This window comes from Streptomyces sp. NPDC030798, from assembly GCF_055572275.1.
The window spans coordinates 216,631-232,010 of record NZ_JBVIDR010000001.1 but is presented as its reverse complement, the minus strand read 5'-3'; the positions used below and the strand labels follow the sequence as shown (position 1 = coordinate 232,010).

At 72.0% G+C, this 15,380-nt stretch carries 12 protein-coding genes; 8 read left to right on the top strand and 4 right to left on the bottom strand.

The features are described 5' to 3' along the window. The first annotated feature begins 16 nt into the window (after positions 1 to 16). Entirely contained in the window at positions 17 to 877 is an 861-nt protein-coding gene (locus tag ACZ404_RS01045) for a hypothetical protein (RefSeq protein WP_468435154.1), read from the top strand. A 109-nt stretch (positions 878 to 986) separates the two neighbouring features. Here ACZ404_RS01045 and ACZ404_RS01040 read toward each other — a convergent pair whose 3' ends face one another. Together ACZ404_RS01040 and ACZ404_RS01035 are read right to left on the bottom strand one after the other, a co-directional pair. Continuing rightward, a complete protein-coding gene (locus ACZ404_RS01040) occupies positions 987 to 1,751 on the bottom strand; it encodes a bestrophin-like domain (RefSeq protein ID WP_468435153.1) in 765 nt (254 codons plus the stop codon). Between the two features lie 30 nt (positions 1,752 to 1,781). Beyond that, positions 1,782 to 1,910, bottom strand: coding sequence for a hypothetical protein (locus ACZ404_RS01035; RefSeq protein WP_468435152.1), 129 nt, complete (start codon positions 1,908 to 1,910; stop codon positions 1,782 to 1,784). A gap of 736 nt (positions 1,911 to 2,646) precedes the next feature. Here ACZ404_RS01035 and ACZ404_RS01030 point away from each other — a divergent pair. The 3 genes from ACZ404_RS01030 to ACZ404_RS01020 all read left to right on the top strand — a co-directional run bounded on the left by ACZ404_RS01030 (position 2,647) and on the right by ACZ404_RS01020 (position 6,829). After that, entirely contained in the window at positions 2,647 to 3,624 is a 978-nt protein-coding gene (locus ACZ404_RS01030; RefSeq protein WP_468435151.1) for an SCO0930 family lipoprotein, read from the top strand. 251 nt (positions 3,625 to 3,875) lie between these two features. After that, a complete protein-coding gene (locus ACZ404_RS01025) occupies positions 3,876 to 4,688 on the top strand; it encodes an SAM-dependent methyltransferase (RefSeq protein WP_468435150.1) in 813 nt (270 codons plus the stop codon). Further along, positions 4,685 to 6,829: a putative bifunctional diguanylate cyclase/phosphodiesterase gene (locus ACZ404_RS01020; protein WP_468435149.1), complete on the top strand. Its 2,145-nt coding sequence runs from the start codon at positions 4,685 to 4,687 to the stop codon at positions 6,827 to 6,829. The genes ACZ404_RS01025 and ACZ404_RS01020 overlap by 4 nt, the downstream gene beginning before the upstream one ends. A gap of 99 nt (positions 6,830 to 6,928) precedes the next feature. Here the strand turns inward: ACZ404_RS01020 and ACZ404_RS01015 are convergent, their stop codons facing one another. After that, positions 6,929 to 7,813: a LysR family transcriptional regulator gene (locus ACZ404_RS01015; protein WP_468435148.1), complete on the bottom strand. Its 885-nt coding sequence runs from the start codon at positions 7,811 to 7,813 to the stop codon at positions 6,929 to 6,931. 121 nt (positions 7,814 to 7,934) lie between these two features. On the opposite strand from ACZ404_RS01015, the gene ACZ404_RS01010 reads away from it, so the two are divergent. The 4 genes from ACZ404_RS01010 (at position 7,935) to ACZ404_RS00995 (ending at position 12,442) form a co-directional block, all read left to right on the top strand. Continuing rightward, positions 7,935 to 8,606, top strand: coding sequence for a succinate dehydrogenase (locus ACZ404_RS01010; protein ID WP_468435815.1), 672 nt, complete (start codon positions 7,935 to 7,937; stop codon positions 8,604 to 8,606). Position 8,607: 1 nt separating this feature from the next. Further along, complete coding sequence (locus ACZ404_RS01005; protein WP_468435147.1) at positions 8,608 to 10,557, top strand: fumarate reductase/succinate dehydrogenase flavoprotein subunit; 1,950 nt, start codon at positions 8,608 to 8,610, stop codon at positions 10,555 to 10,557. After that, the gene (locus tag ACZ404_RS01000) at positions 10,554 to 11,303 is read left to right on the top strand and encodes a succinate dehydrogenase/fumarate reductase iron-sulfur subunit (protein WP_468435146.1); all 750 of its coding nucleotides are present in this window, start codon (positions 10,554 to 10,556) and stop codon (positions 11,301 to 11,303) included. The genes ACZ404_RS01005 and ACZ404_RS01000 overlap by 4 nt, the downstream gene beginning before the upstream one ends. 113 nt (positions 11,304 to 11,416) lie before the next feature. Next, positions 11,417 to 12,442 (top strand): hypothetical protein, encoded by a 1,026-nt coding sequence (locus tag ACZ404_RS00995; protein ID WP_468435145.1) that lies wholly within the window; start codon positions 11,417 to 11,419, stop codon positions 12,440 to 12,442. Positions 12,443 to 13,047: 605 nt separating this feature from the next. On the opposite strand, the gene ACZ404_RS00990 is transcribed toward ACZ404_RS00995, so the two are convergent. Then, a complete protein-coding gene (locus ACZ404_RS00990) occupies positions 13,048 to 15,378 on the bottom strand; it encodes an ATP-binding cassette domain-containing protein (RefSeq protein ID WP_468435144.1) in 2,331 nt (776 codons plus the stop codon). Between the last annotated feature and the right edge of the window lie 2 nt (positions 15,379 to 15,380).

The window sequence follows — 15,380 nt, the reverse complement described above, 5'->3', positions numbered from 1 at the left end:
TCCCGCGGAGGATCACATGCGAAACCAACGTGCCCTTGCGGCCGCGTGCACGGCGGTCGCGGTGCTCGGGCTCGCCGCCGCCCCCGTGGCCGTCGCGGACGGCATGGGCAACGGCGGCGGCCCGTCGGACACCACCGGGACCGGCAACACGGGGGTGGTCATCCCCGGAACCGGCAACACCGGGGTGATCGTCCCCGGGACTGGCAACTTCAACGGCAACTTCCCAGGCAACTTCCCCGGGAACGGCAACTTCCCCGGGAACGGCAACTTCCCGGGGAACGGCAACTTTCCCGGCAACGGGAACTTCCCGGGGAACGGCAACTTCCCGGGCAACGGGAACGCCAATTTCAACGGACACATCAACGGCAATTTCAACGGCCACATCAACGGCAACATCGGCGGTGGCCGGGGCAACGACTTCAACAACGGACGCGGCGACAACTTCGGAAACGGCCTGGGGGGCGACTTCGGCGGCCGGGGGGACGGCAACCCCCGGAACATCATCGCGACGCCCAACGTGCTCCCCGCCGGCGGCCGGCTCGCCGTCACCGTGGAGGGCTGCCGCGGCGGTACGGCCCGCTCGCGGGCCTTCCGCACCATCCAGCTCTTCCCCTTCCGCGGCGACACCTCGCGCGGCATCGCCGACATCGACCGCGACGCCCGTCCCGGCCGGTACGACATCACGGTCAACTGCAACGGCCGCACCCTGACCCGTCCGAACGCCTTCACGGTGCTCGGCGGTGTGCAGGGGGGACTCGGCGGAAGCATCACGAGTGGTGCCACGCCGACCGACATGGCCATCGGGGGCGCGCTGGTGGGCGCCGCCGTGCTCGGAGGGGGTGTGGTCTGGCTGCGACGCCGCAACGAGCGGTTCTGACGGATGCCCGGTCGTCCTTCCGGCGGCCGCCGGAGCGCGGCGCACGGGACAGGCCTTCGCCCCGGTCTCCTTCAGGAGGCCGGGGCGAAGGCCTGTGGACTCGGGCGCGCTACCCCTTGACGCCCGGGAACAGAGTCAGGAACGGTTCCGCGGTCGCGGCGATGCCCCGGCTGTAGGGGGCGTCGAAGTCCCAGATGAGGAAGAGCATGAAGGCGATGGTCGCGGAGAACAGCCCGGCCAGGATCAGTTCCCGCCGGGTGCGCCGGATCTGCAGCGCGAAGACCATGCCGATGGTGATCAGCGCCCCGGAGAGCAGCCCGAACCACACCACGGACGGCATGGTCGCCCCGGTCGAGTCCGCGCGCGCGTTGCGGGCCTGGTCGGCGGCGGCCATCTGGTCCAGCACCGGCTGGTAGGCCTGCGCCTCGAAGTCGTTGGCCGGCCGGTAGTCGGTGACGTCCTGGCGGACCCGTGACAGGAGTTCGGTGCCCCGCGGGGTCACCCGCCCGTGGTCGGTCATCGACTTCCACTCGGTGGTCACGACCTGCGCGACATAGGCGTCGATGTCGTCGCGGATGCGGTCCCGGACGGCCGGCGGGTAGACCCGGACCCGCTCGGAGATCTCGTGCAGCGCCTGGGCCTCGGCCTGCACATGGTCCTGGGCGGCGCTGCGCGCCTCCCACACGCCCGCGATGGCCAGGCCCAGGACGATGGCGTACACGACGCCGATCCACATCGTCATGTACTCGATGACGTCCGGGGTCTCGCTGGGGTCCTCGTCCTCGGGGGCCCGCCTGTGCCGTACGAGGGTGATGACCACCACGACGGCACAGGCCCCCAGCATCGCGAGGACGAGAACAAGCCAATCCGACAACAGGTGCCTCCTGGAGTGAGCGGCGGCGCGTCAGCGCGGGCGCAGCGCGGCGACGGCGACGATCGCGGGGACGGTGATCAGCAGGACGTAGGTGACCGGTGAGGTGGGGTCGGCCGGGGTGTGGTGCACCGGCCGCGGGTGGTACGCCGGGTAGCTCACCGGGGTCACGGAGGGCCGTGGGGAGGGCGGGGTCCCCTTGGGCTCCGGGGCCGGGCGGGGCGGTGCCGGCGCGGGGGGCGGGACCGGCCGGGCCGCGGGCGGCACCGGGGCCGGCCGGGCCGGGGGTGCCGGCTTGGGCGGGGCCTTCGGCACCGGTGTCGGCCGGGGCGTCGGCTTCGGCGGCGGTGGTGGGGCCGGCGTGGGCGTGGGTGCAGGCGTTGGAGGGGGAGGAGGGGGCGGTGGGGCCGGCGGCGTGGGCTCGGGGCAGGACGGGAACGCCGGCCAGTGGGCGAGGTCCCCCGCCGCGGCCACCGCCACCGTGCCGTCCGGGCCCGTCGAGGCGTACGCGCAGGCGTCGGCCGACGCGCTCCCGACCGGGCAGCCCGCCAGGGTCCAGGTCAGCGCCAGTACCGCCAACACCCGGGGGACGGGCGCGCGTCGGGTCACTTCGGGTCCATGCACGACGGAGATCATGGGTCCCGCGGGGCCGCCCTACGCCGGAGTGCCCCCGGATTGATCCGAAGGAGGGACAAAGCGCCATCCGTGGTTTGACGGGCGGAAGGAGACCGTCCGGCCGATATGTACGGCCGTACGACCCCCCGCGCGGAACGCGCCACAGGTTCCGGAAAGAAATTTCCCGGCCGGATTGAACACCCGCACCCCCTCGCTGCGTACCCATGGCCGTGCGGCGGCACAGCAGGCGCTGCAATATCCAGGCGAATTTGGGGAGTTGACGATGAAGACCTCCTGGCGGACCGCCTCACTGGTGGCCACAGCCGCTTCGGTGCTGGCGCTGACGACGGCGTGCGGTCAGGACAACACCACGACCCCGGCCTCGGCGGCCCAGAACGTGGGCGCCACGGCCGCGGCGGGTGACTACGGCAACCCGGGCACCGGAACGAGCCCCGGCACCGGCACCGGTGCGGGCAACGGTTACGGGGCCGACGGCAATCAGAGCTCCAGCTCCCCGAGCCCCGCCGCCCCGGCGGGCAAGCTGACCGTGGCGAGCAACCCCGACCTGGGCAAGGTGCTGACGGACGGTTCCGGTCTCAGCCTGTACCGGTTCGACAAGGACACCGCCAATCCGCCCAAGTCCAACTGCAACGGCGACTGCGCCACCACCTGGCCCCCGGTGCCCGCCGACGACGCCACCGCCGGTGCCGGAATCGACAAGGCGCTGCTCGGCGAGGTCACCCGTGCCGACGGCACCAAGCAGCTGACGATCGGGGGCTGGCCGGCGTACCGGTACGCCAAGGACGTCAACTCCGGTGACGTCAACGGCCAGGGCGTGGGCGGCAAGTGGTTCGCGCTCGCCCCCAACGGCAAGAAGGCCTCGCTGTCCTCGCTGCCCGGGCTGTCCGTCCGCAAGGACCCCAAGCTCGGTGAGATCGTCATCGACAAGAACGGCATGACGGTCTACCGCTTCATGAAGGACAAGGCGTGGCCGAAGTCCGTCTCCAACTGCACCGGCGCCTGCCTGGAGAAGTGGCCGGCGGTCGCCCCGGTGGCGGCCGACGACACCAAGGGTGTGGAGAAGAAGGGCCTGATGGGCTTCACCCGGCCCGACGGGACCAAGCAGATGACCGTCGACTGCTGGCCGATCTACACCTTCTCCGGCGACAAGGCGCCCGGTGACACCAACGGTCAGGGCGTGGGCGGCACCTGGTACGCCGTCCGACCCGACGGAAAGCCGGTCGGCGCGCCGGGCAAGTAAGGATCACCTCCCCAGGGTCGATCGCCCCGCCCACCGGCGCCTGACCGAAGGTCCGCCCCCTCCGCACCGCACGGAGGGGGCGGACCGCTGTGTGCGAGCGGTTACCGAACGGGGTCGAACGGGCACATGCCGCAGGCAGTGACCGGGAACGGATGGTCAATTTCCGTTTCAGGTCGCTCCATTGGCGGGCGATCAGTAGCCTCAGCTCGAACACCGGATCGCCTACCCGTCGTCCACCCTTGGAGAGATACATGGAGCGTCCCGCCTGGGCACCCCGGAGCATCGACATCTCGGTGCCGAGCGTTTCCCGTATCTACGACTTCTACCTGGGCGGTTCGCACAACTTCGAGGTCGACCGGGAAGCGGCCCGCAAGGCCATGGAGTTCATGCCGGGACTGCCCAAGGTCATGCAGGCCAACCGGGCGTTCATGCGCCGGGCCGTGCGCTTCGCGGCCGCCGAGGGCATCACCCAGTTCCTCGACATCGGCTCGGGCATCCCGACGTTCGGCAACGTCCACGAAGTGGCCCAGGCCGCCGCACCCGGCGCGCGTGTCGTGTACGTCGACCACGACCCGGTGGCGGTGGCGCACAGCCAGGCGGTGCTGGCGGGCAACGAGGACGCCGACGTGGTCGCGGCCGATCTGCGCAAGCCCCAGGAGATCCTCGCGAGCCTCCCGCTGCAGCGGCTCATCGACCTGAATCGGCCAGTCGCCCTGCTTCTCGTTGCCATACTGCACTTCGTGGAAGACGCGGACGACCCCTACGCCGCCGTGGCCGAGCTGCGCGCGGCCCTCGCGCCCGGCAGCCTGCTGATCCTGACCCATGCCTCGTACGAGGGAATCCCGTTGCCGCAGGAGCGGGCCGAGGGCGCGGTCGACGTATACAAGGACATTCGCAATCCGCTGATCATGCGCTCGCGCGACGAGATCGCACGGTTCTTCGAGGGGTACGACATGGTGGAGCCCGGACTGGTGCCGCCGCCGCTGTGGCGGCCGGAGTCGGCACCGGAGGACGAGGATCCGTATGCCTTCTCCGGGTTCGCCGGCGTGGGGCGCGCGGCGTGACCGCGGAACCGGACGGGCCGGAGGACAGACTGCGCCGGTTCGCGACGATCTGGAGCCGGGCGGTCTTCCCGGTCACCTCCACGTCGCTGACCCGACCCGAGTTCGAGGCGGAACTCCTCCCGCTCGCACGCCGGTTGAGCGAGCTGCTGCGGGCCCGCGGCTTCGCCGCAGGGGAGGCGAAAGCGGTCGGTGCCGCACTGGTCGGCGCCCACTGCACCGACCCCGAGGCGCTCGCCCGCACCCTGGACTGCGTCGACGCCTATCTCGTGCTGTACTGCGGCGGGGACGGCCCCCAGGACGAACTGCGCATGCGCTCCTCGCGGTTGCAGCACGCGATGGCCGCCGGGTACGCGCAGGCGCTGCGCGAGCGCACCCTCGCCGAGCAGGAGTCCATCGCCCAGGCCGCGTTGCAGGCCCAGGGCGTGGTGGCGCAGGCGCTGCACGCGAGCGAGGCCCGCTTCCGCGCGGTCTTCGAGGGCGCGGCCATAGGAATCGGCATCGCCGACCTCGAGGGCAACGTCCTTCAGGTCAACGAGGCCCTGCTGCGCATGTTCGGCCTCCCGGAGCCGTCGCTGCGCGGGCGCCGGGTGCTGGACTGGGTGCATCCCGAGGACGCCCCGCAGACCTGGAAGCTCTACGAGGAGCTCGTCCGCGGCGACCGCGAGCACTACCACGTCGAGAAGGCGTTCAACCGCCCCGACGGCACGGTCCTGTGGACCAATCTGACGGTCTCCCTGCTGCGCGACGCCGACGGCAACCCGCAGTACCAGCTGGCCCTCATGGAGGACACCACCGAGCGCCGGCTGCTCAACCTCCGGCTGCGCTACGAGGCCACGCACGACGCCCTCACCGGGCTGCCGAACCGCACGCTGTTCTTCGAGCGCCTGGAGAAGGCCCTGGGCGCCGGCGAGGGGCAGCGCTTCGGCCTGTGCTACCTCGACCTGGACGGCTTCAAGACCGTCAACGACAGCCTCGGCCACGCCGCCGGCGACCGGCTGCTGGTGGAGGTCGCCGACCGGCTGCAGTCCTGCGCGACCGCGCCCGGCGAGATGGTGGCCCGGCTCGGCGGCGACGAGTTCGTGGCCCTGACCACCGGCCCCGGCACCGAGCGCGAGGTCGACGAGCTCGCCGAGCGCATCATGAACGCGCTGGTCACCCCGATCAGCATCGACGGCCGTGACCTGATGGTCCGCGGCAGCCTCGGCATCGTCGAGGGCCCGGCGGGCGAGCGCACCGCCGCCGAGGTGCTGCGCAGCGCGGACATCACCATGTACCGGGCCAAGTCGGCGGGCGGCAACCGCTCGGAACTGGCCGACCCCGAGGCCGACGCCCGCGCGATCACCCGGCACGGCCTGACCACCGCTCTGCCGACGGCCCTGGAGCGCGGCGAGTTCTTCATCGAGTACCAGCCGCTGGTCCACCTCGGCGACGGCAGCGTCCGCGGCGCCGAGGCCCTGGTGCGCTGGCTGCACCCGCAGCACGGCGTGCTCGGGCCCGACCGCTTCATCCCGCTCGCCGAGCACACGGGCCTGATCGTGCCCCTCGGCCGCTGGGTCCTGGAGGAGTCCATCCGCCAGGCCCGTGCCTGGCGAGAACGGTACGGCGACCGCACGACGGCGGGCCCGCTGCGCATCAACGTCAACCTCTCGCCCTGCCAGCTCACCCATCCGGGCCTGGTCCAGGACACGGTCGAGATCCTCGAACGCGCGGGTGTGGGCCCGGACGCCCTCTGCCTGGAGGTCACCGAGTCGGCCCTGATCGGCGCCGACGACGACCGCCTCAAACCGCTGCGCCGCCTCGCCGAGATGGGCGTCGACATCGCCCTGGACGACTTCGGCACCGGCTACTCGAACCTGGCCAACCTGCGCCGCCTGCCGGTGAGCATCCTCAAACTGGACCGCTCCTTCACGCAGGGCATGCAGCAGTTCCCGGCCGACCCCGTCGACCTCAAGATCGTCGAAGGCATCGTCTCCCTGGCCCACAGCCTCGACCTCGCGGTCACCGTCGAGGGCGTGGAGACCGGAGCCCAGGCCGAACAGCTGCGGATACTGGGCTGCGACACGGCCCAGGGCTGGTACTACGCCCGACCGGGCCCACCGGAGAGGCTCCACGACCTGGCCCTGGCGGACGCCACGGGCTGAAGCGCCCCGCAGGGGCGCGGGGAACTGTGCGATCGACCACAGCGGACCCGCGCCCCGAATCGCAGCGCACCCGGCAGACGGATCCGCCGGAGCGCGGCCTCACCGCTCGAGCAACATCCGCTGCAACTCCCGAGCGGCCCGAGGCGGAGCCACATCACTGCGATGCGCCAACGCGATCGTCCGCTGCAACCCCGGCCGGGCCAGCGCAGTGACCCGCAGCCCCCGCCCCGCCCGGGCCGCCACCATCCGCGGCACCACCGCCACGCCCAGCCCCGCCCGCACGAACCCCAGCACCGCGTCCATCTCGCCGCCCTCCACGGCGAAATCCGGCTCGAACCCGGCGGAGCGGCACGCCGCGACGGTCAGCTCCCGCAGGTCGTACCCGTGCCGGAACATCACCAGCCGCTCGCCCTCCAGGTCGGCGATGTCGATCACCCGGCCGCCCCGCCCCGGCGCCGCCCCCTCCGGTGAGGACACGACGACGAGGTCCTCGCGCAGCAGCTCCACCGTGGTCAGCGCGGGCGCCGGCGTCGGCAGGGGCAGCACGATCAGCGCCAGGTCCAGTGCCCCGCGGGCCAGCTCGCGCACCAGGTCGTGCGAGCCGCCCTCCTCGATCAGCAGCCGGATCCCCGGATACCGGTCGTGGAAGGCCCGAAGCACGTCCGGCAGCAGGCCGGTGCACAGGCTCGGCGTCGCCCCCAGCCGCACCCGGCCCCGCCGCAGCTGCACCAGCTCCTGCACCTCGTACCGGGCCGTGTCCGCGTCCGCGAGGATGCGCCGGGCCAGCGGCAGCAGGGCCTCGCCCGCGTCGGTGAGCGTGATGTTGCCCCGGGCGCGCAGGAACAGGTCGGCGCCCAGCTCCCGCTCCAGTGCCTTGATCTGCTGGGACAGCGACGGCTGGGCGACATGGACCTGCTCGGCGGCCCGGGTGAAGTGCCGGGTCTCGGCCACCGCCACGAAGTACTGGAGCTGCTGGAACTGCATATGTTTCAGAATAGACCCTGCCTATCGAATCAAGCCGGACCATGTCTTGGACCGATCGGTACCTTCGGCCCTAGCGTGCTGAGACATGGCACTGGCAACGCGGACGGACCGACGGCCGTCCATGGCGCGCACCGTGTGGGACTCCACCGTCGGCAAGAAGACCGTCATGGCGGTCAGCGGGTTGATCATGCTGCTCTACCTGGTCGCGCACATGATCGGCAACCTGAAGATCTACTTCGGGGCGGGCGAGTTCAACCACTACGCCCACTGGCTGCGCACCGTCGGCGAACCCTTCATGCACTACGAGTGGACGCTCTGGCTCATCCGGATCGTCCTCGTCGTCGCCGTGGCCGCCCACGCCACGTCCGCCTACCAGCTCAGCCGCCGGGACATCAGGGCGCGGCCCAGCAAGTACGTGCACTCCCGGCCCCGGGCGAGCTACGCCACCCGCACCATGCGCTGGGGCGGGATCATCCTCGGCCTGTTCATCGTCTGGCACATCCTGGACCTGACCACCGGCACCGTGCACTCCGGCGGCTTCCAGGAGGGCCACCCCTACCAGAACGTGGTGGACACCTTCTCCACCTGGTACGGCGACGTGATCTACATCGTCGCGATGCTCGCGCTCGGCCTGCACATCCGGCACGGCTTCTGGAGCGCCGCCCAGACCCTCGGCGTCGGCAGCAGGGCCCGCGACCGCGCCCTGAAGACCGCCGCCAACGTCCTCGCGCTGCTGCTCACGGCCGGCTTCGTCGCCGTACCCGTGGGCGTCATGACCGGAGTGGTGAGCTGACATGATCCCCTACGCCGACTACACGACCGGCGAGCCCGTCGCCGACACCAAGGCCCCCTCCGGCCCGATCAACGAGCGCTGGGACAAACGCCGCTTCGAGGCCAAGCTGGTCAACCCGGCCAACCGGCGCAAGCAGACGATCATCGTCGTCGGCACCGGCCTCGCGGGCGGCTCCGCCGGCGCCACCCTCGCCGAACAGGGCTACCGCGTCGTCCAGTTCTGCTACCAGGACTCCCCGCGCCGCGCCCACTCCATCGCCGCGCAGGGCGGCATCAATGCCGCCAAGAACTACCGCAACGACGGCGACTCCGTCCACCGCCTGTTCTACGACACCGTCAAGGGCGGCGACTTCCGCTCCCGCGAGTCCAACGTCCACCGCCTCGCCCAGATCTCTGTGGAGATCATCGACCAGTGCGTGGCCCAGGGCGTGCCCTTCGCCCGCGAGTACGGCGGCCTGCTCGACACCCGCTCCTTCGGCGGCGTCCAGGTCTCCCGCACCTTCTACGCCCGCGGTCAGACGGGCCAGCAGCTCCTGCTCGGCGCCTACCAGGCGCTCTCCCGGCAGATCGCCGCCGGCAACGTCGAGATGCACCCGCGCACCGAGATGCTCGACCTGATCGTCGTCGACGGCCGGGCGCGCGGCATCGTGGCCCGCGACCTGATCACCGGGAAGATCGACACGTACGTCGCCGACGCCGTCGTCCTGGCGAGCGGCGGCTACGGCAACGTCTTCTACCTGTCGACCAACGCCATGAACTCCAACGCGACCGCCATCTGGCGGGCGCACCGGCGCGGCGCCTACTTCGCCAACCCCTGCTTCACGCAGATCCACCCCACCTGCATCCCGCGCACCGGCGACCACCAGTCCAAGCTCACCCTGATGAGCGAGTCGCTGCGCAACGACGGCCGCATCTGGGTGCCGAAGGCGAAGGGCGACACCCGCCCGCCGAACGAGATCCCCGAGGAGGAGCGCGACTACTACCTGGAGCGCATCTACCCCTCCTTCGGCAACCTCGTGCCCCGCGACATCGCCTCCCGCGCCGCGAAGCACGTCTGCGACGAGGGCAGGGGAGTGGGCCCCGGAGGCCAGGGCGTCTACCTCGACTTCGCGGACGCCATCCAGCGGATGGGACGCGGGAAGGTCGAGGAGAAGTACGGCAACCTCTTCGACATGTACGAGCGGATCACCGCGGAGAACCCCTACGAGGTGCCGATGCGGATCTACCCCGCCGTGCACTACACGATGGGCGGCCTGTGGGTCGACTACGACCTGCAGACCACGATCCCCGGCCTGTTCGCGATCGGCGAGGCCAACTTCTCCGACCACGGCGCCAACCGCCTCGGCGCCTCCGCGCTGATGCAGGGCCTGGCCGACGGCTACTTCGTCCTCCCGGCCACCATCAACGACTACCTGGCCCGCAACCCGCACCAGGAGCCGGTCGCCGACGACCACCCGGTCGTGCAGGAGGTGCTGGCCGAGACCGAGGACCGGCTGAACCGGCTCCTCGCCGTCGACGGCGACCGCACCCCCGACTCCTTCCACCGCGAACTCGGTGAGCTCATGTGGGAGTTCTGCGGCATGGCCCGCACCGACGCGGGGCTGCGCAAGGCGCTGGAGCGCATCCCGCAGATCCGGCAGGAGTTCTGGCGCCGCATCAAGGTCCCGGGCACCGGCGAGGAGTTCAACCAGTCCCTGGAGAAGGCCAACCGCATCGTCGACTATCTGGAACTCGCCGAGCTGATGTGCCTCGACGCGCTGCACCGCACCGAGTCCTGCGGCGGCCACTTCCGCGAGGAGTCCCAGACCCCCGACGGCGAAGCGGCCCGCAGGGACGAGGAGTTCGGCTACGCGGCCGCCTGGGAGTTCACGGGTACGGGCGCAGCCCCGGCCCTGCACAAGGAAGACCTGGTCTTCGAGTACGTCCACCCCACCCAGCGGAGCTACGCATGAAGCTCACCCTGCGCGTCTGGCGGCAGAAGAACGCCGACGCCGAAGGAGCGATGTCCACGTACGAGGTGGACGGCATCTCGTCCGACATGTCCTTCCTGGAGATGCTGGACGTCCTCAACGAACGGCTCATCCTCGCGGGGGAGGAGCCGGTCGCCTTCGACCACGACTGCCGCGAGGGCATCTGCGGCGCGTGCTCGCTCGTCATCAACGGCCACGCGCACGGACCCGAGCGCACGACCACCTGCCAGCTGCACATGCGGTCGTTCCAGGACGGCGACACGATCGACATCGAGCCGTGGCGGGCGTCCGCGTTCCCGGTGATCAAGGATCTGGTGGTGGACCGGTCGGCGTTCGACCGGATCATCCAGGCCGGCGGCTACATCACCGCGCCGACCGGGTCCGCCCCCGAGGCGCACGCGACGCCGGTGCCGAAGCCGGACGCCGACTTCGCCTTCGAGCACGCCGAGTGCATCGGGTGCGGGGCCTGCGTGGCCGCGTGTCCCAACGGGGCCGCGATGCTGTTCACCTCCGCCAAGGTCAACCATCTCAACGTGCTGCCGCAGGGCGCACCCGAGCGCGAGACGCGGGTGCTGGACATGGTGGCGCAGATGGACGCGGAGGGGTTCGGCGGGTGCACGCTGACGGGGGAGTGCGCGACCGCCTGCCCCAAGGGCATCCCGCTGGTCTCCATCACCGGCATGAACAAGGAGTGGCTGCGGGCCGCCCGGAAGGCGGGCAAGAGGTAGCGGCCGCGGGGCGCTTCAGTGGACGTTCGCCGCACAGGGCGAGCGGGCGGGGCCGGGGAGGGTGCTCATCCCGGCCCCGTCTGGTCTCCGGGCGCTCGCTACCCTTTCCGTCCATGATCTTCGAAAGCAAGGGGAGGGAGCGGTTCCTCGAGGCCGTCGCCGGGTTCGAGGCCGCTGTCCGTCAGCGGGACGGTGACCGTGCGCAGCAGGCGCACCAGGAGCTGTACCGGCACTTCGAGGAAGCGGGGGAGGGCGAAGTCGCGCAGGCCGGGCCGCGGCTCGCCGCGCTGCTGCCCGAGGTGCCGCCGGGGCCGGACGGGGCGATCGCCGTGGCCGTCGGCGCCTGCGTGGAGCGCGGCGCCGACCCGGCCGTCTGCGCGCCGTACGTGTTCGACGGCCTCGCCGGGACCCTCACCGGAGTCGAGCGGTTCTGCGAGCGCTGGGCGCAGACCGGCGGCGGCGAGTTCCCGGACCCGGACGCCGGGCAGGACCCGGCGCTCTTCGACCGGGTCGGGCCGGGGGCGGCCATGGCCTGGCTGACGCTGCCGCAGTGGGAGATGGCCTCCGTCGCCGTGCTCAGCCACGCCGCCGGCCGCACCGCCCTGGACGCCGGCCGGCGCGCCGGGCTGCTGCGGACGCTGCACGCCGTGCAGGAGGCGTCCGGGCACGAGTTCAAGTGCCTGACGGACGCCCTGCTCGTCCTGGACGACGAACCGCTGGTCGTCCTCGACCGGCCGACCGGCACCGGCTACGCGATGCGGATGAGTGGCATCGGCGACACCTTCCAGCTGCACACCCTGCTCGCCGACGTCCTGATCGGCGGCGGCCATCTGCCCGGCCGGGCGCCCTCCGCGCAGGAGGCGGCCGTCTGCCGGGACCAACCCGGCCAGGTGCACACCACCGGCTCCTTCAACCTCGTCACCTCCACCGGCGTGTGGGTGTGGAACGAGGGCACCCCCTCGGACATCCCGGTCGTCGACGGCGTCCGCCTCCTCGTGCTCGACCCGCCACCGTACGAACGCAGCTGGCCCGCCGGGCGGTTCTTCCCGAACATGACGGGCGACCTCGTCCTGGAGCGGGTGCTCGAGCCGGAGGAGGCCGGGCGACTGCTCGCCGGCTGCACGACCGAGCAGGACTGACGGGCCGGGATCACGCCGTTCAGCATTCCCACATCCACTCTCCCGGCACAGGTCACGCGGCCTTCGTCGGCGACGACATCTTCCTGGCCTCCCTCTGGCGGGTCGCCCGGGCCCGGGACCTGCCGGCCGAGGTGGACGTGGGTCCCGTGATACCCCCCGGCGCCCACACCGATCGCCGCTCCCTGGCCACTGCGGCCCGGCAGACGGTCCCCGGGCCCGTCATGGGCCACCTGCCGTCTGCGGGGGGCCCGCTGCAGGTGCCGGACCCGCTGTCCGTTCCGGCCCGCAGCACCACCGTGCTCTGCCACCTCCGCCGGTGACCGGCCCCAAGGCGTGAGCCCGGCCGGCTCCTGGTCCCGGGCACTGGTTTCCGGCCCTCCCGTGGCCCGGTGCGCACCGCGGCCACTCCCGGTGCCACGGCGACTCCGCAGGCCGTGGCCCCGGCCGCTTCCGCCTTCCCCGCCACCCCGACGTTTCGCGACTCAGGACCCGGCCACGGGCCCTGGGCGGGACACCTGCTTCTTGCCGGCTCGGGGTTGCGCCGCCGGCCGCGGCTGTGCGCCGGGCCCGTGCATGTCCCGTCGCTCCCGCGCAGGGCGTCCCCCTCACGGCATCACCCGTGCCAGGTACGGTGCCGTGACGCTGTCCTGCGCCCGGGCGACCTGCTCGGGTGGGCCCGCGGCGACGACGCGGCCGCCGTGGGTGCCGCCGCCCGGGCCGAGGTCGATCACCCAGTCGGCCTCCGCGACGACGGTCATGTCGTGTTCGACGACGACGACCGTGTTCCCGGCGTCGACGAGTCCGTGCAGCCGGTCCATCAGAACCTCGACGTCGGCCGGGTGCAGACCGGTGGTCGGCTCGTCCAGGAGGTAGAGGGTGTGGCCGCGCCGGCCCCGCTGCAGCTCGCTCGCCAGCTTGATCCGCTGGGCCTCGCCGCCCGACAGCTCGGTGGCGGGCTGGCCGAGCCGGAGATAGCCGAGGCCGACGTCCAGCAGCGTGCCGAGGGCGCGGGCCGCCGCGGGGACGTCCGCGAAGAACTCCGCCGCGCCCTCCACCGTCAGGTCCAGCACCTCGGCGATACTGCGTCCCCGGTACGTCACCTCCAGCGTCTCGGGGTTGTAGCGGGCGCCCCCGCAGTCCGGGCAGGGCGCGTACGTGCTCGGCAGGAACAGCAGCTCGACGCTGACGAACCCCTCGCCCTGGCAGGTCTCGCAGCGCCCTCCCGCCACGTTGAAGGAGAACCGGCCGACGCCGTACCCGCGTTCCCGGGCGGCCCCGGTGCCCGCGAACACCTTGCGGACGACGTCGAACAGGCCCGTGTAGGTCGCCAGGTTGGATCTCGGGGTGCGCCCGATCGGCCTCTGGTCCACCCGGACCAGCCGCCCCACGCCCGCCAGATCCTCCGTCAGTTCCCCGATCAGCGTGGACTTCCCCGATCCCGAGACACCGGTCACGGCAGTGAACGCGCCGAGCGGGAACTCCGCCGTCACCGCGCGCAGGTTGTGCCGGGACACCGGCCCGACCCGCAGCCAGCCGCGCGGCTCGCGGACCTCGCGGGCCGGTCCCGGCGCCTCGTCGAAGAGATAGCGGGCCGTGGCCGACTCCGCCACCGACGCCAGCTCCGCCACGGGCCCGCTGTACAGCACCCGTCCGCCGTGCTCGCCCGCGCCGGGCCCCACGTCCACCAGCCAGTCCGCGCTGCGCACCACCTCCAGGTGGTGCTCCACGACGAACACCGAGTTGCCGGCCGCCTTCAGCCGGTCCAGCACCGCGAGCAGCGCCTCGGTGTCCGCCGGGTGCAGTCCCGCCGACGGCTCGTCCAGGACGTACACCACGCCGAACAGCCCGGAGCGCAACTGCGTGGCGAGCCGCAGCCGCTGCAGCTCGCCGGCGGAGAGGGTGGGCGTGGCCCGGTCCAGGCTGAGATAGCCGAGGCCCAGTTCCACCACCGGTGCGATCCGCGCCCTCAGGTCCTCGGTGAGCACCCGGGCCGTCTCGGTCGCCCCGTGCAGCAGTCCCGCCAGGCCGGTCAGGGGCAGTGCGGCCAGTTCGGCGATGGTCCGGCCGCCGAAGGTCACCGCCAGCGCCTCGGGCCGCAGCCTGCTGCCCCCGCACGCCGGGCAGGGCGCACTGGTCAGGAAGCGCTCCGCCTTCGCCCGCAGCGTCGGGGACTTGGTGTCGGAGAACGTCTTCAGCACATACCGCCGGGCGCTCATGTACGTGCCCCGGTACGGCCGCTGGATCCGGTCGGCGTCCCGCACCGGGTGGACGGTGACCACCGGCTGCTCGTCGGTGAACAGGATCCACTCGCGCTGCTCGGCGGGCAGCTCGCGCCAGGGCCGGTCCACGTCGTACCCGAGCGTGTCGAGGATGTCGCGCAGGTTCTTGCCCTGCCAGGCGCCCGGCCACGCGGCGATCGCCCCCTCGCGCACGGACAGCGAGGGATCGGGGACCAGCAGCTCCTCGCTGGTGGTGTGCACCCGCCCGAGGCCGTGGCAGGAGGGGCAGGCGCCGGCCGCCGTGTTCGGCGAGAACGCGTCGGAGTCGAGCCGTTCGGCCCCCGGCGGATAGTCGCCGGCGCGGGAGAACAGCATCCGCAGGGAGTTGGAGAGGTTGGTGACCGTGCCCACCGAGGAGCGCGAGGTGGGGGCCGCGCGGCGCTGCTGGAGCGAGACGGCGGGCGGCAGCCCGGTGATCTCAGCGACCTTGGGCGCCCCCACCTGATGGATCAGTCTGCGCGCGTACGGCGCGACCGACTCGAAGTAGCGTCGCTGCGCCTCGGCATAGACGGTGCCGAACGCGAGCGAGGACTTCCCCGAGCCGGACACACCGGTGAACACGGCCAGTACGTCCCGCGGGACGTCCACGTCAACGCCCTTGAGGTTGTGCTCGCGGGCGCCGCGTACGCGGACGTAGGGATCATGAGGGCTGGGCACCG

What these genes read in the sequence shown, in the direction of transcription:
- ACZ404_RS01025 (WP_468435150.1), top strand. Translation starts at nt 3,876, where the DNA reads ATGGAGCGTCCCGCCTGGGCACCCCGGAGCATCGACATCTCGGTGCCG.
- ACZ404_RS01010 (WP_468435815.1), top strand. Translation starts at nt 7,935, where the DNA reads ATGGCGCGCACCGTGTGGGACTCCACCGTCGGCAAGAAGACCGTCATG.
- ACZ404_RS01015 (WP_468435148.1), bottom strand. Translation starts at nt 7,813, where the DNA reads ATGCAGTTCCAGCAGCTCCAGTACTTCGTGGCGGTGGCCGAGACCCGG.
- ACZ404_RS01045 (WP_468435154.1), top strand. Translation starts at nt 17, where the DNA reads ATGCGAAACCAACGTGCCCTTGCGGCCGCGTGCACGGCGGTCGCGGTG.
- ACZ404_RS01030 (WP_468435151.1), top strand. Translation starts at nt 2,647, where the DNA reads ATGAAGACCTCCTGGCGGACCGCCTCACTGGTGGCCACAGCCGCTTCG.
- ACZ404_RS00995 (WP_468435145.1), top strand. Translation starts at nt 11,417, where the DNA reads ATGATCTTCGAAAGCAAGGGGAGGGAGCGGTTCCTCGAGGCCGTCGCC.
- ACZ404_RS01005 (WP_468435147.1), top strand. Translation starts at nt 8,608, where the DNA reads ATGATCCCCTACGCCGACTACACGACCGGCGAGCCCGTCGCCGACACC.
- ACZ404_RS01000 (WP_468435146.1), top strand. Translation starts at nt 10,554, where the DNA reads ATGAAGCTCACCCTGCGCGTCTGGCGGCAGAAGAACGCCGACGCCGAA.